General features: G+C 62.6%; 23 protein-coding genes and 1 tRNA gene. 13 read left to right on the forward strand and 11 right to left on the reverse strand.

Features of this window, described 5'->3' with window-relative positions; genetic code table 11:
• Positions 1 to 77 precede the first annotated feature (77 nt).
• From trhO to HY30_RS00015, 3 genes are all read left to right on the forward strand, one after another.
• Positions 78 to 1,019: an oxygen-dependent tRNA uridine(34) hydroxylase TrhO gene (gene trhO / locus HY30_RS00005; protein ID WP_034735711.1), complete on the forward strand. Its 942-nt coding sequence runs from the start codon at positions 78 to 80 to the stop codon at positions 1,017 to 1,019.
• A complete protein-coding gene (locus HY30_RS00010; protein ID WP_034735714.1) occupies positions 1,016 to 1,663 on the forward strand; it encodes a glutathione S-transferase in 648 nt (215 codons plus the stop codon). The genes trhO and HY30_RS00010 overlap by 4 nt, the downstream gene beginning before the upstream one ends.
• A 48-nt stretch (positions 1,664 to 1,711) precedes the next feature.
• A tRNA-Pro gene (locus tag HY30_RS00015) sits at positions 1,712 to 1,788 on the forward strand.
• Between the two features lie 100 nt (positions 1,789 to 1,888).
• On the opposite strand, the gene alaS is transcribed toward HY30_RS00015, so the two are convergent.
• Both alaS and recA read right to left on the reverse strand, forming a co-directional pair.
• Complete coding sequence (gene alaS / locus HY30_RS00020) at positions 1,889 to 4,528, reverse strand: alanine--tRNA ligase (RefSeq protein ID WP_034735717.1); 2,640 nt, start codon at positions 4,526 to 4,528, stop codon at positions 1,889 to 1,891.
• Between the two features lie 200 nt (positions 4,529 to 4,728).
• The gene (recA, locus tag HY30_RS00025) at positions 4,729 to 5,826 is read right to left on the reverse strand and encodes a recombinase RecA (protein WP_034735719.1); all 1,098 of its coding nucleotides are present in this window, start codon (positions 5,824 to 5,826) and stop codon (positions 4,729 to 4,731) included.
• A 156-nt stretch (positions 5,827 to 5,982) separates the two neighbouring features.
• Here recA and HY30_RS00030 point away from each other — a divergent pair, with 156 nt between their 5' ends.
• The 3 genes from HY30_RS00030 to HY30_RS00040 are packed head-to-tail and all read left to right on the forward strand — an operon-like array spanning position 5,983 to position 7,612.
• Entirely contained in the window at positions 5,983 to 6,195 is a 213-nt protein-coding gene (locus HY30_RS00030; protein ID WP_034735721.1) for a DUF2093 domain-containing protein, read from the forward strand.
• Positions 6,192 to 7,097, forward strand: coding sequence for a M23 family metallopeptidase (locus HY30_RS00035; protein ID WP_051614518.1), 906 nt, complete (start codon positions 6,192 to 6,194; stop codon positions 7,095 to 7,097). The genes HY30_RS00030 and HY30_RS00035 overlap by 4 nt, the downstream gene beginning before the upstream one ends.
• Positions 7,094 to 7,612 (forward strand): DUF1697 domain-containing protein, encoded by a 519-nt coding sequence (locus HY30_RS00040; protein ID WP_034735723.1) that lies wholly within the window; start codon positions 7,094 to 7,096, stop codon positions 7,610 to 7,612. The genes HY30_RS00035 and HY30_RS00040 overlap by 4 nt, the downstream gene beginning before the upstream one ends.
• Here HY30_RS00040 and HY30_RS00045 read toward each other — a convergent pair.
• From HY30_RS00045 to HY30_RS00055, 3 genes are read right to left on the reverse strand one after another with little or no spacing between them, the layout of a single operon-like run.
• Positions 7,602 to 8,768 carry a winged helix-turn-helix domain-containing protein gene (locus HY30_RS00045; RefSeq protein WP_034735725.1) on the reverse strand — a complete coding sequence of 389 codons (1,167 nt, stop codon included), beginning with the start codon at positions 8,766 to 8,768 and terminating at the stop codon, positions 7,602 to 7,604. The two genes, HY30_RS00040 and HY30_RS00045, sit on opposite strands and share 11 nt — an antisense overlap.
• 6 nt (positions 8,769 to 8,774) lie before the next feature.
• A complete protein-coding gene (locus HY30_RS00050) occupies positions 8,775 to 9,746 on the reverse strand; it encodes a quinone oxidoreductase family protein (RefSeq protein ID WP_034735727.1) in 972 nt (323 codons plus the stop codon).
• Complete coding sequence (locus tag HY30_RS00055; protein ID WP_034735729.1) at positions 9,747 to 10,523, reverse strand: TerC family protein; 777 nt, start codon at positions 10,521 to 10,523, stop codon at positions 9,747 to 9,749.
• Positions 10,524 to 10,616: 93 nt separating this feature from the next.
• On the opposite strand from HY30_RS00055, the gene HY30_RS00060 reads away from it, so the two are divergent.
• The gene (locus HY30_RS00060) at positions 10,617 to 11,225 is read left to right on the forward strand and encodes a ribonuclease HII (protein WP_206741385.1); all 609 of its coding nucleotides are present in this window, start codon (positions 10,617 to 10,619) and stop codon (positions 11,223 to 11,225) included.
• Here the strand turns inward: HY30_RS00060 and HY30_RS00065 are convergent.
• From HY30_RS00065 to gntA, 4 genes are read right to left on the reverse strand one after another with little or no spacing between them, the layout of a single operon-like run.
• Entirely contained in the window at positions 11,215 to 12,000 is a 786-nt protein-coding gene (locus HY30_RS00065; protein WP_034735730.1) for a transglutaminase-like domain-containing protein, read from the reverse strand. The genes HY30_RS00060 and HY30_RS00065 overlap by 11 nt on opposite strands.
• Positions 11,978 to 13,033 (reverse strand): hypothetical protein, encoded by a 1,056-nt coding sequence (locus HY30_RS00070; protein WP_051614520.1) that lies wholly within the window; start codon positions 13,031 to 13,033, stop codon positions 11,978 to 11,980. Before HY30_RS00070 ends, HY30_RS00065 begins: the two co-directional genes overlap by 23 nt.
• Positions 13,033 to 13,647, reverse strand: a complete 615-nt coding sequence (locus HY30_RS00075; protein WP_034735732.1) for a DUF1989 domain-containing protein — start codon at positions 13,645 to 13,647, stop codon at positions 13,033 to 13,035. The genes HY30_RS00070 and HY30_RS00075 overlap by 1 nt, the downstream gene beginning before the upstream one ends.
• A complete protein-coding gene (gene gntA, locus HY30_RS00080; RefSeq protein WP_051614522.1) occupies positions 13,611 to 14,327 on the reverse strand; it encodes a guanitoxin biosynthesis heme-dependent pre-guanitoxin N-hydroxylase GntA in 717 nt (238 codons plus the stop codon). Before gntA ends, HY30_RS00075 begins: the two co-directional genes overlap by 37 nt.
• Before the next feature lie 135 nt (positions 14,328 to 14,462).
• Here gntA and HY30_RS00085 point away from each other — a divergent pair, with 135 nt between their 5' ends.
• The 3 genes from HY30_RS00085 (at position 14,463) to HY30_RS00100 (ending at position 18,724) form a co-directional block, all read left to right on the forward strand.
• Positions 14,463 to 14,885, forward strand: a complete 423-nt coding sequence (locus tag HY30_RS00085; RefSeq protein ID WP_051614524.1) for a GIY-YIG nuclease family protein — start codon at positions 14,463 to 14,465, stop codon at positions 14,883 to 14,885.
• A 553-nt stretch (positions 14,886 to 15,438) separates the two neighbouring features.
• Positions 15,439 to 16,326: a tRNA 2-thiocytidine(32) synthetase TtcA gene (gene ttcA / locus HY30_RS00095; RefSeq protein WP_034736632.1), complete on the forward strand. Its 888-nt coding sequence runs from the start codon at positions 15,439 to 15,441 to the stop codon at positions 16,324 to 16,326.
• 184 nt (positions 16,327 to 16,510) lie between these two features.
• Complete coding sequence (locus HY30_RS00100; RefSeq protein ID WP_162176870.1) at positions 16,511 to 18,724, forward strand: carbohydrate binding family 9 domain-containing protein; 2,214 nt, start codon at positions 16,511 to 16,513, stop codon at positions 18,722 to 18,724.
• Between the two features lie 62 nt (positions 18,725 to 18,786).
• On the opposite strand, the gene HY30_RS00105 is transcribed toward HY30_RS00100, so the two are convergent.
• Positions 18,787 to 20,088, reverse strand: a complete 1,302-nt coding sequence (locus tag HY30_RS00105; RefSeq protein WP_034735738.1) for an acyl-CoA dehydrogenase family protein — start codon at positions 20,086 to 20,088, stop codon at positions 18,787 to 18,789.
• 148 nt (positions 20,089 to 20,236) lie between these two features.
• Between HY30_RS00105 and HY30_RS00110 the strand changes: the two genes are divergently transcribed.
• The 3 genes from HY30_RS00110 to HY30_RS00120 all read left to right on the forward strand — a co-directional run bounded on the left by HY30_RS00110 (position 20,237) and on the right by HY30_RS00120 (position 22,828).
• Positions 20,237 to 20,983 carry a TSUP family transporter gene (locus HY30_RS00110; protein ID WP_034735740.1) on the forward strand — a complete coding sequence of 249 codons (747 nt, stop codon included), beginning with the start codon at positions 20,237 to 20,239 and terminating at the stop codon, positions 20,981 to 20,983.
• 154 nt (positions 20,984 to 21,137) lie between these two features.
• Entirely contained in the window at positions 21,138 to 22,040 is a 903-nt protein-coding gene (locus HY30_RS00115) for a LysR family transcriptional regulator (protein WP_034735742.1), read from the forward strand.
• Between the two features lie 218 nt (positions 22,041 to 22,258).
• A complete protein-coding gene (locus HY30_RS00120; protein WP_034735744.1) occupies positions 22,259 to 22,828 on the forward strand; it encodes a TMEM165/GDT1 family protein in 570 nt (189 codons plus the stop codon).
• Here the strand turns inward: HY30_RS00120 and HY30_RS00125 are convergent.
• Entirely contained in the window at positions 22,825 to 23,493 is a 669-nt protein-coding gene (locus HY30_RS00125) for a crotonase/enoyl-CoA hydratase family protein (RefSeq protein ID WP_034735746.1), read from the reverse strand. The genes HY30_RS00120 and HY30_RS00125 overlap by 4 nt on opposite strands.
• Positions 23,494 to 23,580: the final 87 nt, after the last annotated feature.

Below are 23,580 nucleotides of genomic sequence, written 5' to 3' on the forward strand. Positions count from 1 at the left end.
CCCCAAGCGCCCTCACAGGCGTCATACGTGCAGCCCCTTATTCAAATTCCCGCCGCGATCTGCCATAAGCGGCAACCATGACCTTCAAAGTTGCCGCCTTCTACAAATTCTTCGCGCTGCCGGACTTCGAGTCCCGCCGCGCGCCGCTGGCCGAAACGCTGGAAATGGCGGGCGTCAAAGGCACGGTCCTTCTCGCAACCGAAGGCGTCAACGGCACCATCGCCGGCACGCCGGAAGCCATAGACACAGCCCTTGCGGCCCTGCGCGCCTTGCCCGGTTGCGAGACGCTGCAGGCCAAGTTTGCCGAGGCCGACGAGATGCCCTTCCTGCGCCTCAAGGTCCGCCTGAAGCGCGAAATCGTGTCCATGGGCGTGCCCGGCACAGACCCCAATTCCATCGTCGGCACCTATGTCGCGCCCGAGGCCTGGAACGCGCTGATCTCCGATCCGGACACCGTCCTCATCGACACGCGCAATGACTACGAAGTTTCCATCGGCACATTCGAAGGTGCCATCGACCCGAACACCAAGACCTTCCGCGAATTCCCGGACTGGTTCCGCGAATTCCGCGCCAAGCTCGAATCCGAGGGCCGCAAACCCAGGGTCGCCATGTTCTGCACCGGCGGCATCCGCTGCGAAAAGGCCACCAGCTTCGTCAAGGCCGAGGGCATCGACGATGTCTTCCACCTCGAAGGCGGCATCCTCAAATATCTCGAAACCGTGCCCGAGCAGGACAGCAAATGGCAGGGCGAATGTTTCGTCTTCGACGAGCGCGTCTCCGTCCGCCACGATCTCACGCCCGGCTCCTATGACATGTGCCATGCCTGCAAGCGCCCGATCACCGAGGCCGACAAGCAGCATGCTGCCTTTGAAGCCGGGGTCTCCTGCCCGCACTGCATCAGCGAAATGAGCGACGACCAGCGCGCCCGCTTTGCCGAGCGCCAGAAGCAGATCGACCTCGCAAAGGCACGGGGCGAAAAACACATGGGCCCGGAGGCACGCCGGAGCGAGGACGCATGAGCCTGCCCGTCCTCTATTCCTTCCGCCGCTGCCCCTATGCCATGCGCGCCCGCCTCGCCCTCGCGATCAGCGGCATGGACATCCGCATCCGCGAAGTCGTGCTGCGCGACAAACCCGCCGCCATGCTCGCCGCCAGTCCCAAGGGCACCGTCCCGGTCCTCGTCCTGCCGGATGGTACCGTCATCGACGAAAGCCTCGATGTGATGAAATGGGCGCTCGCCCGGAACGACCCCGAAAACTGGCTAGGCGCCGACAGCGCCGAAACCCAAGCCCTCATCACCCAGAGCGACGGCCCTTTCAAACACGCGCTCGACCGCTACAAATATCCCACCCGCTATGACGGCTTGAACCCGGAGGCCCAGCGCGCAGACGGCTTGGCCATCCTCACCGAATGGAACGCACGCATTGCCGCATCAGGCGGTCAGCTCCTTGGCCCGCAGCGCACCCTCGCCGACATGGCCCTCTTTCCGTTCGTGCGCCAGTTCGCCGCCACGGACCGCGAATGGTTCGCCGCCCAACCGCTGCCTGCACTGCAGGAGTGGCTCGCCGGCCACCTTGCCAGCCCCCTCTTCAAATCCATCATGACCAAGCATGCCCAGTGGCAACCGGGCGCTGAAGAACCCTTGCTCGCAGTGGCCAGCTGACCCCCTTGAAAATTTTTGCGGCGGGCGTAAATACGCCGATCTTCGGTTCGGAGTGTGGCTCAGCCTGGTAGAGCACCGCCTTCGGGAGGCGGGGGTCGGAGGTTCAAATCCTCTCACTCCGACCATTTCATTGCGGTCAGGCTCCGCCAGAATTTTTGATCCGGTGGATCAAAAATAGCAATGAAATGCCCAAGCGTCAGCACCGGGCCATTCAAGCCGAAATACCTAGCCCGCCAGCGCCGCCTTGACGGCGGCGATCGCCTCGTCCGCCTTGCTGGCATCCGGCCCGCCGGCCTGCGCCATGTCCGGTCGGCCACCGCCGCCCTGACCACCGAGGGCAGCCGCGGCGACCTTCACCAGATCAACGGCCGAGAATTTCGACGTCAGATCTGCCGTCACGCCAATCGCGACGCCGGCCTTTCCATCGGCCACGCCGACAAAGGCCACGACGCCCGAGCCGATCTTGGCCTTGGCCTCATCGACCAACGCACGTAAGTCCTTGCCACCAACGCCTTCAGCGACACGCGCGATAAGGTTGACGCCATTGACCACTTCCGGTCCGGTCGGGGCACTGCCACCGCCGCCCATGGCGAGCTTGCGCTTGGCCTCGGCCAGATCCTTCTCCAGTGCGCGGCGTTCGTCGGCCAGCGCGCTGACCTTACGCGGCACATCCTTGAGCGGCACTTTCAGGCTCTCGGCGAGATCCTCGGCGATGCGCGCGCGGCCCTTCAGATAGGCCAGCGCCTCGGCGCCCGTTGCGGCCTCAATGCGGCGTACGCCAGCGGAAACACCGCCTTCTGACGTGATCACGAACACGGCGATATCGCCTGTGCGCTCGACATGGATGCCGCCACAAAGCTCGACCGAATAGGCCTTGCCCTCGCCCTTGCCCATGGAGAGGACGCGAACCTCGTCGCCATATTTCTCGCCGAACAGGGCAAGTGCCCCGGCCTCGATCGCCTTCTCCGGTGTCGTGACCTTGATTTCGGCGGCCGCATTCTGGCGGATTACGGCATTCACCTGGTCCTCGATGGCTTCCAACTGCGCCGCCGTCACCGGCGCGCCGTGCGAGAAGTCGAACCGCAGGCGATCAGCTTCAACAAGCGAGCCCTTCTGCGTCACATGTTCGCCGAGCACATTGCGCAGCGCGGCATGCAGCAGGTGCGTTGCGGAGTGATTGGCCATCACGGCCTTGCGTCGCACGGCGTCAACATGAAGCTTCGCCACGGCGCCAAGCTTGGCCGAGCCGCTGACGAGTTCGCCGACGTGGACATGCACATCGCCGGCACGCTTCTGCACGTCGCGCACGATGAAGCGCGCGCCGCCCTCGAAGGCGATCTCGCCATGGTCGCCGGCCTGGCCACCGCTTTCGGCATAGAAAGGTGTTGCGTCGAACACGAGCTCGGCAGCGCCGGGTTCCAGCGTATCGACTAGCGCGCCACCGGCCGCGATGGCAACAAGCTTGCCCTGGCCTTCGGTCGCGCCATAGCCACCGAATTTTGTGGCGCCGGACTTCTCGCGAACGGCAAACCAGATGTCATCCGTCGCCGCATCGCCCGATGTGAAGCCCGCGCTGCGCGAGCCCTCGCGCTGAACATCCATGGCCGCGTCGAACGCATCGGTATCAACCGACATGCCGCGCGCGCGCAGGATATCCTGCGTCAGGTCGAGCGGGAAGCCGAACGTGTCGTAAAGGCGAAAGGCCGTTTCGCCGGGAAGCGCGTCGCCCGCACCGAGACCGGTTGTGGCCTCTTCAAGCAGCGAGAGGCCGCGGCCCAGCGTGCGCTGGAAACGACCCTCTTCCTGTTCAAGGGCGGACTCAATCGCAGCCTTGGCGCGCCCGAGTTCGGGATAGGCCTTGCCCATCTCGCCGATCAAAGCGGGCGTCAGGCGGTGCATCATCGGCGCGCGCGCACCGAGCAGGTGTCCGTGGCGCATGGCGCGGCGCATGATGCGGCGCAGGACATAGCCGCGTCCCTCGTTCGACGGCAGCACACCGTCAGCGATCAGGAAGGCGGATGTGCGCAAATGGTCTGCAATGACGCGGAACGAGGCGAGATGATCGCCTTCAGCTTTGGCGCCATAGAGGTCTTCCTCGGCCTTGATCAGGTTGGCGAAGAGGTCGATCTCGTAATTGTTGTGGACGCCCTGCAGGACAGCCGCGATGCGCTCAAGCCCCATGCCCGTATCGATGGACGGTTTTGGCAGCGAGATGCGCGAGCCGTCTGCCGACTGGTCAAACTGCATGAAGACCAGGTTCCAGATCTCGATGAAACGGTCACCATCCTCGTCCGGGCTGCCGGGAGGGCCGCCCGGAATCTTGTCGCCGTGATCGTAGAAGATTTCCGAGCACGGGCCGCACGGACCGGTATCGCCCATGGACCAGAAATTGTCGGACGTGGCGATGCGGATGATCCTGTCATCGGGCAGACCGGCAATTTTTTTCCAGAGGGCAGCAGCCTCGTCATCCTCGGCATAGACGGTGACAAGCAGGCGCTTCGGATCAAGGCCGAATTCTTTCGTTACCAGGTTCCAGCCATACTGGATCGCCTGTTCCTTGAAATAGTCGCCAAAAGAGAAATTGCCGAGCATTTCGAAGAATGTGTGGTGGCGCGCGGTATAGCCCACATTGTCGAGGTCATTATGCTTGCCACCGGCCCGGACGCATTTCTGCGATGTCGTCGCCCGGGGCGCAAAGGGCGTCTCGGCCCCGGTGAAAATGTTCTTGAACGGCACCATGCCGGCATTGACGAATAGCAGGGTCGGGTCGTTCTGGGGCACAAGCGGCGCCGAGGCACGGCGTGTGTGGCCCTGCTTCTCGAAGAAGGAGAGGAAGGATTCTCGGATATCGTTCACGCCAGTCATGGGCAGGGTCCTAGCCGTATATATTCATGTGCGGCGAGGGTTGTCCCACACCGGCTCCAACCGGCGATATAAAGGTCCCTTTGCGGCGCGCCAAGCCGGGTGCGCCACAAAGGGACAAGTTCAGGTACAAGACCTGGCTGCAAACAGGGGCTGAAAGGGCCGAATTCCAGCCATTTCAGACAAGAATGCGAAGGCTGATATCAGCCCTCAGCGGCATCCGGTTCGATATCGTCATCCTTGTCGGCTTCCATGCCGGCCGTAAGAAGCTCATCGGCGAGAAGGCCCGCATTGCGGCGAATCGAATCCTCGATTTCATCGGCAATGGCCGGGTTTTCCTTCAGGAAGGTCCGTGTCTTCTCGCGTCCCTGACCCATCCGTTCGCCCTTGTAGGAGTACCAGGACCCGGATTTCTCGACCACTTCGGCCTTGACGCCGAGATCGATCAGCTCGCCCGTCTTGGAGATGCCCTCACCGTAGATAATATCGAATTCCACCTGCCGGAAAGGCGGAGCCACCTTGTTTTTGACGACCTTGACGCGGGTCTGGTTGCCGATGACCTCGTCCCGTTCCTTGATCTGGCCGATGCGACGGATGTCGAGACGGACAGACGCGTAGAATTTCAGGGCGTTGCCGCCGGATGTGGTTTCCGGGCTGCCGAACATGACCCCGATCTTCATGCGGATCTGGTTGATGAAGATGACGGTACATTTCGACTTGGAAATCGAGCCGGTCAGCTTGCGCAGCGCCTGGCTCATCAGGCGGGCCTGCAGGCCGGGAAGGGAATCACCCATCTCGCCTTCAAGCTCAGCGCGCGGTGTCAGGGCAGCCACAGAGTCGATGACGAGGAGTTCCACGGCGCCCGAGCGGACCAGCGTATCGGCAATTTCCAGCGCCTGTTCGCCTGTATCCGGCTGCGAGATCAGCAGGTCGTCGAGATCAACGCCCAGCTTGCCGGCATAGACCGGGTCCAGCGCATGCTCGGCGTCGATAAAGGCACAGACACCGCCATTCTTCTGGGCTTCAGCCACGCAATGCAGGGCCAGCGTCGTCTTGCCCGAGCTTTCAGGACCGTAGACCTCGATGATGCGCCCACGCGGGATGCCGCCAATGCCGAGCGCAATGTCGAGTCCCAGCGAACCGGTCGAGACCGCTTCAATATCCATCACCTTCCGGTCGCCCAGTCGCATGACCGAGCCCTTGCCGAAAGAGCGCTCAATATTGCTTAGAGCCGTTTCAAGAGCCTTCTGCTTATCCACACCGGATTCCTTGTCCACAAGTTGTAGCGCTGGTTTGGCCATGAGTCGTCTCCTTAGGTCCACTATGGGGGTCAGTTTGGCAAGGCCCCCTATTGCCTTCCATGTTTTGGATGTACCATATTTGTTCTCTGGAACAAAGCGGAAACTTTCTGTTCTCCGCACCTTTTCTTTTCCGCCCGGATCAGGCATGGTTGCAGAATGCTGACACGATCCAACCGCCAAGCGGGCGAAGCACGGCTTCGCTATCTCGATGCCGATATCCAGGTGCTCGCACCCGGTGATTTTGTTGTATGTGCCGTGACCGGCCGCAAGATTCCGCTGCAGGCGCTGCGCTATTGGAGCGTTGACCGGCAGGAGCCCTATTGGGACGCTGCGGCCGCTGGCACGCGCATGATTCCTGCCAAGGGATGATGCTGCGGGAGATCCTGCTCACCCTTGTCATCTGCACAGGCGCGTGCGCGCAGGTGCCTGGTGAAGCCCCCGTTGCCACATACCAGCCCGCCATCACCCCCGTCTGCGATGGCGCCCTGACACAGGGCGGCCTCGTGATCTGCCATGGTGCGCCCGGCGAAACATTCACGGTCGGCGGCGTCAAGCAGGTGGCCGATGCGGCCGGCTCTGCCCAGTTCGGCATCAGTTCCAAAGCGCCGGCGGTTATCGGCTGGACGGCATCTGACGGTTCCTATGGCGATCTCGCCATTGTCGAGCGCCATGACGAGTTCCGCACCATCAAGGGCTTTGACTGCGACAAGGTCGATGCCCGCTCGCCCGAGCAGAAGGCGCATGCCGCCCGCTCGTGGCAGATCAAGCAGGACGCATTCGCGACGTTCAATCCGGGCCCCGGCGCACTGAACGGCTTTATCAAACCGGCCGACGCACCGGCCTCGTCGCCTTTCGGACCGACGCGGAAATATATCGGCGTCTCGGAAGTCACCGGCAAGCCGTGCGAATCGACCTCCGTTCATCAGGGCTATGACATGGCGGCGCCTATCGGCACCCCCGTCGTCGCGCCCGCCGACGGAACCATCATCCTCGCCGATCCGGACCTCTATTATGAAGGCGGCGCCATCTTTCTCGATCATGGCCATGGGCTGACATCGGTTTTCATGCACCTCTCGGAAGTGGACGTAAAAGTGGGCGATGTGGTCAAGCGCGGTGACCTGATCGCGAAGACGGGCAATTCTGGCCGCACGACCGGGCCGCATTTGCACTGGGCCGTTAAATGGCGCAACGCCCAGAGCGAGGCGCGCGCAGACGATTTCTATATCGACCCGGCGCTGCTGCTGGCGCTGCCGGTGAGCAATCCCCAATGACAGCCTATGTGGCGCTCCTGCGGGCCGTGAATGTCGGTGGCACGGGCAAGCTGGCGATGACCGAACTGGCCGCCATGTGCACGGAGGCCGGGTTCGCGGACGTCAAAACCTATATTGCCAGCGGCAATGTCGTGTTCCGGTCAGACCTGCCCGAAGCAAAGGTCAGGGCGGCTTTGGACGCGCGGCTGGAAGCCTATGCCGGCAAGCCGGTCGGCGTCTTCGTGCGCAGCGCCAGGGAAATGGCCGCGGTGCGCGACAATAATCCCTTCCCGGATGAGGCGGGTAATCGGGTGGTTGCGATCTTCCTCGAGGCGGCGCCAAAGGCCGATGCCCTGGCAGGCCTGAAGCACCAGACCACGGAAGTCCTGAAAACCGGCACGCGGGAACTCTATGTCTTCTATCCGGATGGCCAGGGCCAATCGAAACTCCAGATCCCGTCGGCGAAATCCGGCACGGGGCGGAACATGAACACGGTGGCGAAACTCGCGGAGATGGCGGCCGCGCTCAACCCGTAAGCCAGACCACGTCCGTCGCACCGACGAAGCGGGCCATGCGGTCAAGCTCGGCGTTCAGCTTCGCCTGCCGCGCATCCGTCCATTTCACACCCGGCTCCACCCACAGCTGGTGGACGCTGAGCTCGCCCTTGTCGCGGTCTGACTTCACTTCGATACGGCCGACGAAACGGTCGCTTTCCAGCAATGGATAGACGTAATAGCCCCATTGCCGCTTCTCGGCGGGCACGAAAATCTCAATCCGATAGTCAAAGCCGAAGAGGCGCGTCAGCCTGTTGCGATCGCGGATGACGGGGTCGAACGGATTGAGGATGCGCAGGCGCGAGGTTGGCGCGGGAGCGGCGTTGAGGCGCGCCTCGATGTCGGCCGGGGCGAGGGCCGCTGCCCACTGCCCGTCCGCGCCTTCCACCTCCACCGGCACCAGCTGTCCGGCATTCGCAAGGGTCCAGGCCTTCACCTCGGCCATGTCCGCTGCCGCCCAGAAGCGCTGGATGTCTCCCACTGTTCCGAAGGCGAGCCGGGCGAGCGCCGCACGGCAGAGCCAGTCCAGCTGGGCCTCATCTTCATGTTCCATATCGCGCAGGTGCTGCGGGATCACGCGGTGCGTCAGGTCGTAATGCTTGGTGAAGTTCTCGCGGTGCGAGGTGGACAGATCGCCGACATACCACATGTAATCGAGCGCCAGCTTGTGGGGCGGCCGGTGCCACATCTCGCGCGGGCCTTCAATCTTCGTGTCGAAGGCCTTGGTGCTGAGCGGGCCCTCGGCCGCGATGCGCGCCTTGATGTCTTCGCGGCCGGCCGCGTCCGGCATGCTGCGATACCACTGGGAGCGCTCGAGACGCGCTTCCATGCGCCGGAACTGGCGGCGCCACATGGGATAGAAATCCATCGGGATCAGCGAGGCATCATGCGTGAAATGCTCAAACACATGCCGGTCGCGGGCGAGGCATTTTTCCAGCATGGGCTCGCGATAGTTCTGGTTGCGGCTCCACAGGATATGGTCATGCGCGCGGGCAACAACGCGGATCGTGTCGAGCTGAACGAAACCGAGGCGACGGATGATATCGGGAAGATCAAGCGGGCCTGTCGGCGCGGCTGAGAGGCCCTGAGCCTCCAGCCACAGCCGCCGCGCGTCCCGGTTGGCAATCCTCAGCACCATGGGCGACTAGGGATTGAGGATCGTTGCGCCGGTCGTCTTGCCGCTTTCGAGGGCGCGATGGGCATCGCCCACATCTGACAGGGCAAAGCGCTGGCCGATCTCGGCCTTGAGGGTGCCATCCTGCAGCGCAGCAAAGAGCAGCTTTGCGCCGCGCGCCAGGGCTTCGGGCGTGTCGATGAAGCTGAACAAAGTCGGCCGCGTCAGGATCAGCGAGCCGCCTTGGGCCAGACGTCCCGGCGGCACGGGATCAGCCATGCCCGAGGCATTGCCGTAGGAGACCATCCAGCCACGCTTTTTCAGGCTGCTGAGCGAGGCTTCGAAACTCACCTTGCCAACACTGTCGAGCGCCATATCGACGCCCTTGCCGTCGGTCAGCGCCTTCACCTGCTCGGCGACATTGTCATAGCCGATGATGACATCGCTGGCGCCCGAAGCCCGGGCGAGTTCAGCTTTCTTCTCGGATGAGGTTACGGCGATGACGCGCGCGCCAAGGCTGGCCGCCCATGGCACGAGCAGGCTGCCGACGCCCCCAACGGGCGCCCAGACAAGCAGCGTATCACCGGCTTTCACGGGGCGGATTTCGAACAGCAGCATCCAGGCGGTCAGGCCCTTCAGCATGACGGCGGCGGCGTCTTCATCCGCAATGCCGTCGGGCAGTTTGATAAGGCTGGCCGCTGGTGCCGTCAGGTGCGTGGCATAGGTGCCGGACGCGACATAGCCGACCCGGTCGCCGGGTTTCAGATCCGTCACGCCTTCGCCTACGGCTTCCACCACGCCGGCGCCTTCGCTGCCGGGCGTGAAGGGAAACTTCACGGGATAGAGGCCGGTGCGATAATAGGTGTCGATGAAATTGAGGCCGACCGCCGTCTGCCTTACCAGCGCCTGACCGGGGCCGGGCTGCTTCGGTTCGAACGCTTCCTTCTTCAGGACGTCCGGACCACCGTTTTCATGGATGCGGATGGCATAGGGCTCTGACATTCAATGATCTCCGTTTTCCGGTGCGGTCTTGCGCACCTGTATATTCAGCAGTTCGACCGCCAGCGAGAAGGCGATCGCGAAATAGAGGTAGCCTCGAGGTATGTGGAAGCCGAGGCCGTCAGCCACAAGGGCGACGCCGACCAGAAGAATGAAGGAGAGGGCGAGCATCTTGGTCGTCGGATGGTCGGCAATGAATTTCGCCAGCGGCTCGGCTGCGATGGCCATCACGAAGGTCGACAGCACGACCGCGCTGATCATCACGATGAGGTCGTCGGTCATGCCGACGGCGGTAATCACGCTGTCGAGCGAGAAGACGAAGTTGATGACGAAGAGCTGGATGATGACCGCCGTGAAGCCGCTTTTGGCGTCTGTCTCTTCATGCCCCGTGCCCTCGACGGCCGAGTGGATTTCCTGCGTGCCCTTCCATAGCAGGAAGAGACCGCCCGCCAGCAGGATCAGGTCCTTTATCGTCACGTCCTCGACATGATGCATCAGCGCCTCGTCGCCGCCCGAGACCATGACCGCAATGGCGTGCGGCAGCTGGAAGAGCGCATTCTTGTCGAGCCCGATAATGACAAAGATGAGCGCCAGCATGGCGATGCGCAGGAACATGGCGCCCCAGATGCCGACGCGGGTGGCCTGTTGCTTCTGTTTTCCCTCCAGCTTGCCAGTGGCGATGGAGACAAACAGCAGGTTGTCGATGCCGAGCACGACCTCCAGGAAGGTCAGTGTGGCAAGACTGCCCCAGAAGGCGGGAGAGGCCAGGAATTCAGGCATGGGCGGAAGAATCCTCGTGGAGGGTGCAGGAGAGACTGCAATGAATAGGAGCGTGGGGTTTATAGCAAGGCCGACTCGCGCTGGACTCTATCGATGCACACAATGATCCTTCTGACCTGCGGAGTCGACGAAGCTGGCCGGGGCCCCTGGGCCGGGCCGGTGACGGCCGGCGCCGTGGTGCTGGACCCGGCGCGCCCGATTGAAGGGCTGACGGATTCAAAGGCGCTGAAGGAAACGCAGCGCGACGCGCTGGCGCCGCTGATCCGCGAACGCGCGGCGGCCTTTTGTGTGGCGCATGCCAGTGTTGAAGAGATCGACCGGCTGAATATCCGCGAGGCGACCTTCCTGGCCATGTCGCGCGCCATTGCGGGCGTTACGCGGCAGTTGAGGCTGGAGATGATCCTGATCGATGGCAACGCCTTGCCGAAGGACCTGCCCTGCGAGGCGCGCGCAATCATCAAGGGCGATCTCACCGAACCGGCGATTTCGGCCGCCTCGATCCTCGCCAAGACAGAGCGCGACGCGTTGATGAAGGAGATGGACGGGGCCCATCCGGGCTATGGCTTTGCCCGTCACAAGGGCTATGGCACGGCGGCCCATGCCGAGGCGTTGCAACGGCTCGGCCCTTGCCCGCATCATCGCACCAGCTTCCGGCCCATACGCGAGTTGATCGCAAGCCGGGCCGCGCAGGTCACGGGTTAAGCAGCTCCACCGAAACGGCCTGATTGATAAGGTCGCAACTGCCCGATGTGGTGAGGAAGGCAATGTCGGCGGCATCCCGGCCCGTTGCCACCCGCACGAGATTCTCGACCGGCACGAGCCGTGTCGCATCGACGAGCCACCAGACACTGTCCAGATAGACTTCGAACACGGCATGGAAGTCCGGCGGGTCGAGCTGCCAGGCATAGGCGCTGACGGCGCGGGCCGGTACATTCAGGGCACGGCAGATGCTGATGCCGAGATGGGTGAAGTCACGGCAGATGCCGGCGCGATCAACAAAGGTATTCTCGGCGGTGGTGCCGCCATGGCTGGAGCCTGGCACATAGTCGACATGATTGTAGATCCAGTCGAGCACGGCGAGGACCTGCGCGCCGCCGGGGGCGAGATGGCCGAACTCGCGATGGGCAAAGGACATGAACTTGTCGGACGGGCAGTAGCGGCTCGGCAGCAGGTATTCGAGCACAGGCGGCGGCAGCTCAAGCCAGGCCTCGAGCCTCGCATTCGGCGAAAGGAGCCGGGGCTTGGCATTGTCGATTGTGGCTTCGTAGACAATGCTGGTTTCGCCTTCAAAAGCCGCGCGGAAACGGCGCTCGCCGTGATGGTCGGCCATGTCCTGAAGGATGGGACCGTCCGGCGAGATGACGAGGCTTTCAGACAGGATGGCCTGATCAGGCGTTCGGGCGACATGGATCGCGACGATGGCCTGAGTATCCTGCGGAAAAGCGTAGACGAGTTCAGACCTGACGCGGAGTTTCAATCTTGTATCCTGACCTGATGGGTTCAGGAGCGGTACGCGCAGCCTGTGAGGCGGTTCCTGTCACGCTCAGCTGCGCGGCGCCAGTGATCATCATCAGGAAGTGCTGCGAGATGGCGCGCATGACCCGGCTGCGGTCGCGCCAGGAGAGATCGACCGCCGGGCCGGTGTCGGTCTTGTTGACATCGACGACATAGATTTGACCCGACACAGCATCGCGGAGCACGTCGAGCGCAGCCCAATCGAGCGCCATGGCTGCGGCAAAGCGCGTGATGACGTCGATCTCGGCGGGCATGAAAACCTCAGCCAGTTCGCGGTAGACGACCGTGTCATTATGCATGGAGAAACGATTGCGGGCCTGCTTGGTCTTGACCAGCACGAAGCGTGGGACGCGGCCGATAATGGTGGTGCGATAGTCGAACGCGGTGGTCCCGTCGGAGGAGTCGATCAGGCGTTGATAGGTCTTGCCTGGCGCCGGCCTTATGGGACAGTCGACAATACGGCCATCGTGCAGGCCGTTGGCTTCGCTCTTTTCCACGGCTTGCCCTTGATGCGCTTGCGGGTCCAGCCTTAGCGGATGGCCAGACACGTCCGTAAACACATCGGCAACGCGGCTCTTCGAGATATCGCTGCACATGGCATTGAGCTGGACGAGATTGCCGGCAGGCGGCGGATCGCCCTTCACCGTGTCCTCGAAATAGAAGGCGACATCGGCCTTGTCCGGTGTGCGGGCGAAGCGGACGCCCGAAAGGGTCATCGCCGACCAGAGGATATACCAGGGACGTGGCCTGTCCGGCGCGAACCAGACGGCGAGATGACTGGGGCGGGTGATGCGGACGTAAAGCCCCTTCACCAGCACGACCGCGAAATAGAGGCAAAACTTGATGAATTCCATCGGCGTGATTTCAGCGAGGCCGATGCGCCGCCCGGTCTTCCTGACGATAAGGCCGCGCCGCGTGAGTTGCAGATCGGAAAACCAGTTGGCCCGCGCGATGGTGGGCTGCGTTTCGCTATCAGACTGCTTGCGGCGGGGCATCAGTCAATCCTGTACTGGATGGGCTTGTAAGTAAAATTATTGGACTGGCCTGCCGAACAGGCGGTGAGCGCGATGATCAGGTCCAACTGCGCCTCGAAACGTGTCAGGTCGCCCGCCTTGCTGAGCGGCGGCAGGACCCTGATCTCGCCGGTCTCACCATTCGTGTCGACATGCATGAAGACATTGAAGGCAATCGGGATCTGGTCCGGCCCGATGCCATAAGGCGCGAGGGCCATTTCCAGATTGCCCTGGCACCCATGATGGGGAGTCTCGTCGCCGTAGATTATGCGGAACGTATCCTTCGAGCAGGGCGTCAGGGTGAAATCGTGGCGGCCGACCTGGTCCTCGCCAATCACCAGCATCGGATTGCTGCGATTGGAATAGAGAATGTCGCCTGTCGTCAGGAACAGGCGGCTGGCATAGTCGATCGACCGGCCGGACGAGATCACTTCGTTTGTGTCACGCGCATTATAGGCCAGCATGTCGGATACCTGCTGGCCTTCGGGATCGATCACCGTCAGCGTCTGGCCCTTCGCGAGGCGGAACGCGACTCCTGTCCGCGGCGCGATCGTGTGAACTATGCCTGTTTCGGTTCCCTGAATTGAAATGGACATTCCCAGTCGTCTCCCACCTGGCGGCCGCTGTATTGTGCGGCCTGATTGCCTTGCCCATGCGTGCCGATCATGGGGTTGATTGATCCGTTTACGTCAATTTCCTTTTCCCGGATGACCTTCTGCAGCGCCTGATAGCGCCCGTCTGCGCGCAGCTGTTCGAACTGGTCATGCGAGTTGAAAACGAGCGCTGGTCGGCAGAATCGCCGCGCCGCGCGCGAGGCACCCGGATGCAAGCCTATCACGAAATAAGCCACACAGTTCAGGCTGAGCCCGAAATTTGCGGAGGCCGGATCATGCGAAACATTCTCGGCCCATTCGACCCCGTGCTGTCGGTCAATTTCGTGAAGGCGCTGAAGGCGCTCCCAGAGCGCGGTTTCGAATGTGCTCTCGTCCATGACCGGCGCATGATCAAAGCCGCATACAAATGTCTTGAAAGGCATGGCCTGCGGATCAAGCTCTCGGCCGAACTGGCTGAGCTGCTGATGCATAAGCAGGTCACCTTCATCCGACAGGAAATCGCCGGCTTCCACACTGCTGACCTGATCCAGCCCGAGCGCACTTTTGGCCCCGACACAGGGGAAGCGGTCAGACTCGATGAAGGCCGCCAGGTCTGCACTCAGCTCCGCATCACGTGCGGGTTGCGGCGGCGAAAAGGGCATGAGGGGATTCTTGTAAGCCATAGCCGTAAGAACTTCCGGACCGGTCGCGAGTTCCGGCCCAATGACACTGCGCCCCTTTCGCGGGGCGGCAAACCGTTAATCCAGCATTAACCACGGATGTCCCAGGCTGCCGCTTTGGGGACGGAGACGAATCGCATGCTGTTTTTGTTTGGCTGGCACACATGGCTGGGCGAATCCGGCCGTCCGTACCGTTTCAAGATTACGCTGACCCCCAAAGGCCTGCCCGAAGGCGGCGGCATCTATATTTTCGTCCAGCGCCGTTTCGTCTTCTTCCTGTTCCCCCTCTATATCGGCAAGGCAACCAACTTCCGTTCGCGCCTAATGGGGCATGAGCGCTGGTGGGAGGCCTGGTGGAAGCGCGGGGCAACCGAGCGGCATGTTCTGGTCATCAAGAAGGGCGCTGACCGTGCGCGCGTGGAAGAAGACCTGATCCGGCGCTACCAGCCGCGCATGAACGACATTCTCGTTCCGCGCCATGCCAATGACGGGCCGAACAATGCACGGCTGCGGCGCTGGTGGAAATTCAAGCGCATGTTCCGGATTCCGTTTTTCGGCTGATGCGCCTGCGACGCCTGTGAGGGCGCTTGGGGGTGGGTTTGGGTTTTCGGGATGGGATTCGCGGTCAGGTGTCCGGAACAGGTCCAACATATCCGTATTCCCGGCGAAAGCCGGGATCTCTTGCGGGTGGGCTGGAAGCAATTGAGAGAGGCCCCGGCTTTCGCCGGGGACACGGATGTGTCGAGGTTTGAGGTTCTCCACTCAAAGCAGTGCTGAAACTGTGGGACAGCGGTAGTGGGTTCCATGGATGTTTCGGGATCCCGGACATGTCGTCAGAGAGATAGACCAGATCCACGCGGCCATGGTTTGTAACAGCCCAAAGCATCTGCGAGCCGGGGCCGCCATTCGCCTTGAACCAGGCCCGCAGGCGCTGGATGCGCAGAAATATCAGCGGCCAGATCGGTACGAGGTACCAGGGCAGGCCCTGCATGGGGCGGAAGAGGCTGAACTCGGGCATCGGCGTCATTATACGCCGGGGTGGTTTGGGGTTGGATAAGTGGCGCAGCACTGCGTGATTGATTCCCGGGCCGGTCCCGTGGCAAAGCTGGCCGTCATGGCCGATACGATCCCTCCCCTTGCCCCGCCCCTGTTTGCCGATGCGCCCAGCTCGGTGAGCTTCAAGAAGCTGCGCAAGCGGCTGGTGCGCGGCGCGCTGAAGGCCGTGGACGATTTCGGGATGGTGGACCGGCGGGCGGTGGACGCGGGCGAGAAGCCGCGCCCGAAATGGCTGGTCTGCCTGTCGGGCGGCAAGGATTCCTATGGCCTGCTGGCCGTACTGATGGATTTGCAATGGCAGGGCGCGCTACCCGTGGACCTGATCGCGTGCAACCTGGATCAGGGCCAGCCGGGCTTTCCCAAACATGTGCTGCCGGACTGGCTGGACACGACGGGCGTCAAATACCGCATCGAGACCGAGGACACCTATTCCATCGTGACCGAGAAGGTGGAGGCGGGGCGGACCTATTGTTCCATGTGCTCGCGCCTGCGCCGGGGCATTCTCTATCGCATCGCGCGGGAGGAAGGCTGTGAGGCCATCGTGCTCGGCCATCACCGCGACGATGCGCTGGAGACGTTCATGATGAACTTCATCCATGGCGGTCGCATGGCCGCGATGCCGCCGAAACTGCTGAACGACGAAGGCGACTGTTTTGTGCTGCGCCCGCTGATCACGGCGGCCGAGGACGACCTTGCGAAATTCGCAGAGGCCATGAATTTCCCGATCATCCCGTGCAACCTGTGCGGCAGCCAGGACGGGCTGCAGCGCGTGGCAATGAAACAGATGCTGGACGAATGGGAACGCAAGAAGCCCGGCGTGCGGCAGGTCATGGCCCATGCCCTCGCCACCGTGCGGCCAAGCCACCTGCACGACCCGCGCGTCTTCCACTTTGCCGGACTGGAAATCGGCGGCACAGGCGAGACCGATCCGAACGTGCCGTTCTAGGCTCCACTCGCCGATTTGCGCAAAATTTTTGCAACAGAATCCTCCGGCGCTCAAACAAGGCGCTAGGGACTCTTTATAAGGCCCCCAGATCTCTCGCGCCTCGCGCCCGGCCGCAACGTCTGTGACAAGCAGCCAAGAAAAACGCGCCGGACAAACATCCGGCAGTGGGGGAGGATCACCTTTGTTGCGTATAGCCCTTGCGGCCGGACTGGCCTTGTCCGGCGCGGCAGCCGGATTTGCCGATGAACAGGCCCCCCGCGATTTCCAGACCTACAAGCCAACCGTCAAGCCGACCCGGATCGACAAGGCCGAGGCGCCACGGATCGACGGCAAGCTGGACGATGCCGTCTGGTCAAAAGCGGCCGAGATTTCAGAATTCTATGAAGTCGAGCCGACCGTGGGCCCGCCCAGTGTCGAGACGCGTGTCTACATGGCCTATGACGAGGACGCGCTCTATGTGGCCATTCACGCCTATGATGATGAACCGGAGAAGATTTTCGCGACCATTCTCGAACGCGACGGGGATGTGTGGCGCGATGACATGGTGCGCTTCTATATCGACCCGTTCGACACGGGGCTGAGCGGCTTTGGATTCGATGTTAACGCGCTTGGCGTGCGGGCCGAACGCCTGATCCAGGCCAATCGGCGCCCGGTTGATGAATGGGACACGATCTGGGATGCGGCCGGCGAGATCACCGATGATGGCTGGACGGCGGAATTCGTCATCCCCTTCCGTTCGCTGAGCTTTGAGCCCGGTGGCGACGGCTGGGGCCTGATGATCACCCGCGAGCGATCGCATGCCAGCGAAGAGATCCGCTGGGCCGCTATCGACCCGTCCGTGAACAAGTTCGGCTTTTCCCGGGCAGGCAGACTTGTCGGAATTCACGACATCAACCAGGGCCACGGACTGGAAATGCAGCTGCAGGCAAGCCTCAACGCCTCACGCGACTGGGACCGCCCGCGCGACGATGACCTGTCGATCGAGCCGAGCGCGAACATCTCCTACAAGATCACGCCTTCGCTGACGGGCCTGTTGACGCTGAACACGGATTTCTCGGACACGCCGCTCGACGACCGGCAGATCAATACGAGCCGGTTTTCGCTCTTCTTCCCGGAGACGCGGGACTTCTTCTTGCAGGACGCGGCCTTTTTCGAATTTGCCGGGCAGACCTTCGGCACCTCGTCGAACAGCATCTCCGCGAATTCCAACACGCCGAACGGGCAGCCCTTCTTTTCCCGCCGGATCGGAATCGTCAACGGGCAGCGCGTGACGGTGAAAGGCGGCGTCAAGCTGAGCGGTGAAGTGGGCGGCGTGCAGGTGGGCATGCTGTCAGCGCAGACAGGCGAGGCAGCGGGCATCGACTCCCAAAACCTGTCAGTGGCGCGCGCGGCGATGGACGTGTTCGGCGGCTCCCGCATCGGCGTCATCGCCACCCATGGCGACCCGACAGGCGCGTCGGACAATTCGCTCGCGGGAATCGACTATCTCTACCAGACGCCTTCCTTCCTCGGTGGCGGGCGGCTGCAGGCGGACATGTTCTACCAGCGCTCGTTCTCATCCCTGGTGGAGGACGATGATTCCTATGGCGTGCGGGTGGACTATCCAAATGATGCCTTCTCCTGGGTCGTCGAGGCACGCGAGATCGGGCAGGATTTCACACCCGCGCTCGGTTTCGTGAACCGGCCGGGCACACGGGATTATTCGGCCAGCTGGAACCGGCGGCTGCGCCAGTCCGGCGGCTGGATGCGCTGGTGGCAGTTCGGCACGCGGCATGAGTTCATTACCGACCTCGATGGCAATGAGGAGACGCGGACCAACGAGATCGCCCTTGGCCTGCAGACGAAGTGGACGGACGACGTCTCGTTCTTCCTGACGAATAATGAGGAGACGATCACGGCGCCGTTCAACCTGCCGGGCGGACTGGTCGTGCCGGTCGGGCAATACAATAATGACGGAGTGCGGGCAAAGCTGCAGTCCTCGCTGGCGCGGCCCTATGGGACGGTGGCCGAGATACGCCATCGCAACTTCTATGGCGGCACATCGACGAAATATGCGCTGGCGCTGAACATGCGGCCCAATGCGCGCGTGGACGTGCGGGCCTCCTATTCGCGTGAGGACATTTCCGTGCCGGCCGGTGAGGTGAGCGTGCAGATCGGATCAATGGATACGGTGTTCAATTTCTCGCCCAGGCTCTCCATGTCGACGCAGACGCAGTATGACAATATCTCCAACAGCCTGTCCTTCTTCGGACGTCTGCAATGGGAAGTACGTCCGGAAACGGAAGTCTTCCTGGCCCTCGGACATGGCGCCATTATCGAGGGCGATGACTTCCGCGAGAATTTCCGCTCGGTGCAGACAAGCGCGATCCTGCGTTTCGGCAATACTTTCCGGTTTTGAGACGCAAAAAAAGGCGCGCAGGTTGCCCCGCGCGCCTCTTCAATTTTGCGATCCCTGAGGACCTATTTGCGCCAGACGGCAGCCAGGGCTGGATCTTCTTCCTCGCCGGTATACTTGGCGAGTTCGGCGCGGCCGACGACCATGTGGTGCACTTCGTCCGGACCGTCAGCGAGGCGCAGCGTGCGCTGGCTCGTGTACATCTGGGCGAGCGGTGTCCATTGCGAGACGCCAGCGGCGCCGTGCATCTGGATGGCCTGGTCGATGATCTGGCAGACGCGTTCCGGCACCATGGCCTTGACCATGGAAATCCAGACGCGGGCTTCGCGGTTGCCCAGCACGTCCATGGCTTTCGCCGCTTTCAGGACCATCATGCGCATGGCTTCGATCTCGATACGGGCACGCGAAATGATCTCGGTGTTGCCGCCGAGCTTGACCAGCGGCTTGCCGAATGCGGTGCGGGTCATGCCGCGAACGCACATCAGGTCAAGCGCGCGTTCGGCCTGGCCGATGGAGCGCATGCAGTGGTGGATGCGGCCCGGGCCGAGGCGGAGTTGCGAAATCTCGAAACCGCGACCTTCACCGAGCAGCATGTTTTCCTTCGGAACGCGGACGTTCTCGAAGCGCAGGTGCATGTGGCCGTGCGGCGCATCGGGGTCACCGAAGACGTGCATCGGGCCGACAATCGTGACGCCGGGATGCGGCAGCGGGACCAGGATCTGGCTCTGCTGCTTGTTGGGCTCGGCGTTCGGGCTGGTCTTGACCATGGTGATCATGATCTTGCAGCGCGGGTCGCCGGCACCGGAGATGTAGAACTTCTCGCCGTTGAGGACCCATTCGTCGCCTTCAAGCACGGCGGTCATGGAGACGTTCTTGGCATCGGACGATGGCAGGCCCGGCTCGGTCATGGCGAAGGCGGAGCGGATCTTGCCTTCGAGCAGCGGCTTCAGCCACTTTTCCTTCTGGGCGGGCGTGCCGACGCGCTCAAGCACTTCCATGTTGCCGGTGTCTGGCGCCGAGCAGTTCATGGATTCTGATGCCATCGGGTTCTTGCCGAGTTCGGCAGCGATATAGGCATAGTCGAGGTTCGACAGGCCTTCGCCGGTTTCCGCGTCAGGCAGGAAGAAGTTCCAGAGGCCCTGCTTCTTGGCTTCGTCCTTGGCTTTTTCGAGGCATTCCAGCTGGCCGGGCGCGTAAGACCAGATGTCGGTCTTGCCCTCGCCGAGGCGATGGAATTCTTCGCTCATCGGGTTCACGGTTTCCTTGATGAACTTGCGGACGTGGTCGTAAAGCGGACGCGCCGCTTCGGACATCCGAAGGTCGTTCATGTCCGCACTGGCGTCCATTGTATGTTGGGTGTCTGGCATAATGTGTCTCTCTTCCTCTTTTCTAGTCTTTGATCTGTCTTACCATCCGGGGGCGTCTGCCGTCGACCGGATAAGCGTTTGATGTCCTGGGTTTCATATTCGCGCAGGCTTCTGGCCTTGCGCGGAGAACTGGGATAGGCCGCCGGACATGAGCCTGATGACTGCCCTGATCATTCTCGTAACCGTGCTGGTCACGACATTCATCTCGGGCATCTTCGGCATGGCTGGCGGCATCATTTTCATGGGCGTGCTGGCGGCGCTGTTGCCGGTTGCGACCGCCATGATCGTGCATGGCACGATCCAGATCTTTTCCAACGGCTATCGCGCCTTCCTGTGGCGCAAGCATATCAACTGGACCATCTTTGGCCGCTATGCGCTGGGCTCGCTTGTCGCCGTCGGTCTCTTGTTCGCGCTGTCCTGGCGTCCGGGCCATCAGGTTGTCTATCTGATGCTGGGCCTGACGACGACGCTGGTCTGGCTGCCGAAATCCATTGTCGATCTCGATATCCAGAAGCGTTTCCAGGCTGAAGGCGCTGGCTTTGTCGTGCAGGCGCTCAATACCGTGGCCGGCGTTGCCGGGCCGCTGCTGGACCTGTTCTTCGTGCGCACCGACATGACGCGCCACCAGATCGTGGCCACCAAGGCCGTGACGCAGGTTCTGGCGCATTTCGTCAAGGTCGTGTTCTGGAGCGTCCCGGTGATCATGGCGGCAGGCGCAAGTGCCCTGCCCCCGGCATGGCTGATCCTTGCGGCCATTCCACTGTCCATGCTGGGCACGACGCTGGGCGGCAAGGTGCTGGAGCGGATGACCGACGTGAACTTCAAGAAGGGCATGAAATATCTCGTCACCGCCATAGGCGCCGTGATGCTGATGAAGGCCGCAGGCTGGCTCTGAGGCTGCGCGCCTTGAGGCGTCAGTCAGCGTCATCGCGGCGTGCATTGGGTAAACTCCACTCATCTGAGGATGTGTCTGCCGCATTGTGGACTATTCGGCAACTTTATCTTATGAAGCCCAATCATCACCAATAGTGATATTAGGGCCTGCCGCCATGAACCTGCGCACCATCGACCTGAACCTGCTGCCCGTGCTGGAGGCCGTCTATACCGAGCGCAGCCTGACACGCGCGAGCGAGACGCTGCGCATCACGCAGCCCGCCGTCAGCAATGCGCTGGCCCGGCTGCGGGTGCATTTCGAAGATCCGCTGTTCGTGCGCGAAGGGCGCGGCGTGAAACCGACGGCCATGGCCGAGGCGCTGATGCCGGCCGTGCGTGACGCGCTCGACAGGCTGCGCGCGGGCCTTGAATCCCGCTCGGTGTTTGAGCCTGCGCATTCGACCCGCGTGTTCAATATCTCGGCGCGCGATGCAGGCGCCTTCATGATGGCACCTGCACTGGCCAAGCGGATGGAGACCGAGGCACCGGGCGTGCGCATCTCGTGGAGCCAGGTGAACCGGACGGCCATCTCTACCGAGCTGGCCTCTGGCCGTCTGGACCTTGCCATCGAGATTGACGGCCTGCGTGGCGCAGACCTTGAGCGCCAGCCCCTGCTGGCAACGCCCTATGCCTGCGCCATCGCCAATGACCACCCCCTTGCCGATAGGCCCATGACGCAGGCGCTTTTCCTGGAGCTGCGCCATATCGCGGTGTCCAGCCGCCGCGAGGGACGCTCCTATGTCGAGGAAATCGTGCGGGCCGCAGGACACAGGATCACGCCCGTGCTGCGCCTGCCGCATTATATGCCCGCCATCGAGATCGTGCGGCAGACGCATCTCGCCGTTACCGCGCCGCTGCCGCTGGTCGAGCATGCGGGCGTGAAAGTGTTTGCCCTGCCCTTCGACTATCGCCCGCTCGACAGCGTGCTCTACTGGCGCCGGGAGAATGCCGAAGACCCCGCGCTGACCTGGCTGAAGGGCCTGCTGACGGACATTGCCGCAACAGCCGAACAGGCTTGAACACGCCCGCGCCGTGCGCTAGGGAGCAGTGGTCAATTGGGGAGTAGCCAGCCGGTGCGTGCACCGGGCCTCCATGTCAACATACTCGGCTGAGAGGCCGTGGTGTGGAGGGAGCGGGTCACCGTTCGGGCGAGACCAATGACGTCGCATTCCTGTCCGGGCCGGGCATGGGGTGCTGCGTCATTGCGTCATCAAGTGCCCGGCCCGGAGACAATACAATGGAAGCCCTGTTCACCTCTACCGCCGTCGTCGCGCTGGCCGAGATCGGCGACAAGACCCAGCTGCTGGCGATCCTGCTGGCCACGCGCTTCAAGGCGGCATGGTCCATCGTGGCCGGCATCTTCGTCGCGACGATTGCCAACCACTTCCTCGCCGCGCTACTCGGTTCGCAGGCTGCCGCCCTGCTGGACGGGCAATGGTTCCGCTACCTGATCGCCGCCTCGTTCATTGCCATGGCCCTGTGGACGCTGATCCCGGACAAGATCGATGACCTGGATGACAAGCCGGCCCGTTTCGGCGCCTTCATCACCACGGTGATTGCCTTCTTCCTGGTCGAGATGGGCGACAAGACCCAGATCGCGACCATCGCGCTGGGCGCCCGTTTCGAAAACCTCGTGCTGGTCACCATGGGCACGACGCTCGGCATGATGATCGCCAATGTGCCCGCCGTGTTCTTTGGCCACGAACTGATCAAGCGCGTGCCGATGAACGTGGTGCGCATGATTGCGGCGCTCTTGTTCCTCGTGATCGGGCTCTGGCTGCTGGCGCAGACGGCCGGGGTCGTCTAGCGCGCCACGGTCGGTGCGATGACGTCCACGAACGGCTTGCGCAGGATCTTCTTGTTCCCGGCGAGGGCAGCGGCAGGCAGGGCCTTCAGGCGTTCGGCCTCAGCCATGGCTTCAGCCAGCACCTGATCCGGCGCGACGGCCTTGTCGAGATAGCCGACAGTCACGGCCTCTTCGGGCGTGAACAGCGTGCCCATGATGACGGACTCCGTGAGGTAGAGCGGGTTCAGCCGCGCCTTGCAGAGCTCGAGCGCGAACACCGGCAGCACCATGCCGATCTGCGTCTCGTTGGCGCCGATCTTGTAGGGACCGGTTGCACCGATGCGCTTGTCACAGCCGAGCAGGATGAAGCAGCCCATGGCGATACCGTGGCCGGTACACGCAGCCACGACAGGCATGGGCAGGGTAAACAGGCGCAGGGCCAGCGCGCCGCCGCCATTGACGAGGCTGCGCACTTCCTCGGGCGAAGAGCCCATGATGGTCTTCAGGTCAAACCCGGCGGAGAACCTGTCCGGACGCCCTGTGATCACGACGGCCTTCGCCTCTTTCTCGGCCTGGTCGAGCGCGCTGTTCAGCGATTCCAGCATGGCCGGGCTGATGGCATTGGCCTTGCCGTCATCCATGGTGATGATGGCGATGTCATTCTCGATTTTGATCGTGGCGGTCATGAAGGTCTCCCAGTTTGGACAAGCTTAGGCCCGCCCTGCCCTTGCGGGAAGCAAGCCTGACGCAAGGGTGCCTTTCAGAATCGGGGC

It is taken from the genome of Hyphomonas chukchiensis (assembly GCF_000682695.1).
GTDB lineage: Bacteria > Pseudomonadota > Alphaproteobacteria > Caulobacterales > Hyphomonadaceae > Hyphomonas > Hyphomonas chukchiensis.

Coding starts and splice junctions, on each gene's coding strand:
- HY30_RS00045 (WP_034735725.1), bottom strand. CDS start 8,768: ATGGTGCTGAGGATTGCCAACCGGGACGCGCGGCGGCTGTGGCTGGAG.
- HY30_RS00075 (WP_034735732.1), bottom strand. CDS start 13,647: ATGTCCATTTCAATTCAGGGAACCGAAACAGGCATAGTTCACACGATC.
- HY30_RS00060 (WP_206741385.1), top strand. CDS start 10,617: ATGCACACAATGATCCTTCTGACCTGCGGAGTCGACGAAGCTGGCCGG.
- HY30_RS00055 (WP_034735729.1), bottom strand. CDS start 10,523: ATGCCTGAATTCCTGGCCTCTCCCGCCTTCTGGGGCAGTCTTGCCACA.
- HY30_RS00030 (WP_034735721.1), top strand. CDS start 5,983: ATGCTGACACGATCCAACCGCCAAGCGGGCGAAGCACGGCTTCGCTAT.
- HY30_RS00070 (WP_051614520.1), bottom strand. CDS start 13,033: ATGCCCCGCCGCAAGCAGTCTGATAGCGAAACGCAGCCCACCATCGCG.
- HY30_RS00125 (WP_034735746.1), bottom strand. CDS start 23,493: ATGACCGCCACGATCAAAATCGAGAATGACATCGCCATCATCACCATG.
- HY30_RS00010 (WP_034735714.1), top strand. CDS start 1,016: ATGAGCCTGCCCGTCCTCTATTCCTTCCGCCGCTGCCCCTATGCCATG.
- HY30_RS00120 (WP_034735744.1), top strand. CDS start 22,259: ATGGAAGCCCTGTTCACCTCTACCGCCGTCGTCGCGCTGGCCGAGATC.
- trhO (WP_034735711.1), top strand. CDS start 78: ATGACCTTCAAAGTTGCCGCCTTCTACAAATTCTTCGCGCTGCCGGAC.
- HY30_RS00035 (WP_051614518.1), top strand. CDS start 6,192: ATGATGCTGCGGGAGATCCTGCTCACCCTTGTCATCTGCACAGGCGCG.
- alaS (WP_034735717.1), bottom strand. CDS start 4,528: ATGACTGGCGTGAACGATATCCGAGAATCCTTCCTCTCCTTCTTCGAG.
- HY30_RS00040 (WP_034735723.1), top strand. CDS start 7,094: ATGACAGCCTATGTGGCGCTCCTGCGGGCCGTGAATGTCGGTGGCACG.
- ttcA (WP_034736632.1), top strand. CDS start 15,439: ATGGCCGATACGATCCCTCCCCTTGCCCCGCCCCTGTTTGCCGATGCG.
- HY30_RS00050 (WP_034735727.1), bottom strand. CDS start 9,746: ATGTCAGAGCCCTATGCCATCCGCATCCATGAAAACGGTGGTCCGGAC.
- HY30_RS00110 (WP_034735740.1), top strand. CDS start 20,237: ATGAGCCTGATGACTGCCCTGATCATTCTCGTAACCGTGCTGGTCACG.
- HY30_RS00105 (WP_034735738.1), bottom strand. CDS start 20,088: ATGCCAGACACCCAACATACAATGGACGCCAGTGCGGACATGAACGAC.
- gntA (WP_051614522.1), bottom strand. CDS start 14,327: ATGGCTTACAAGAATCCCCTCATGCCCTTTTCGCCGCCGCAACCCGCA.
- HY30_RS00115 (WP_034735742.1), top strand. CDS start 21,138: ATGAACCTGCGCACCATCGACCTGAACCTGCTGCCCGTGCTGGAGGCC.
- recA (WP_034735719.1), bottom strand. CDS start 5,826: ATGGCCAAACCAGCGCTACAACTTGTGGACAAGGAATCCGGTGTGGAT.
- HY30_RS00085 (WP_051614524.1), top strand. CDS start 14,463: ATGCTGTTTTTGTTTGGCTGGCACACATGGCTGGGCGAATCCGGCCGT.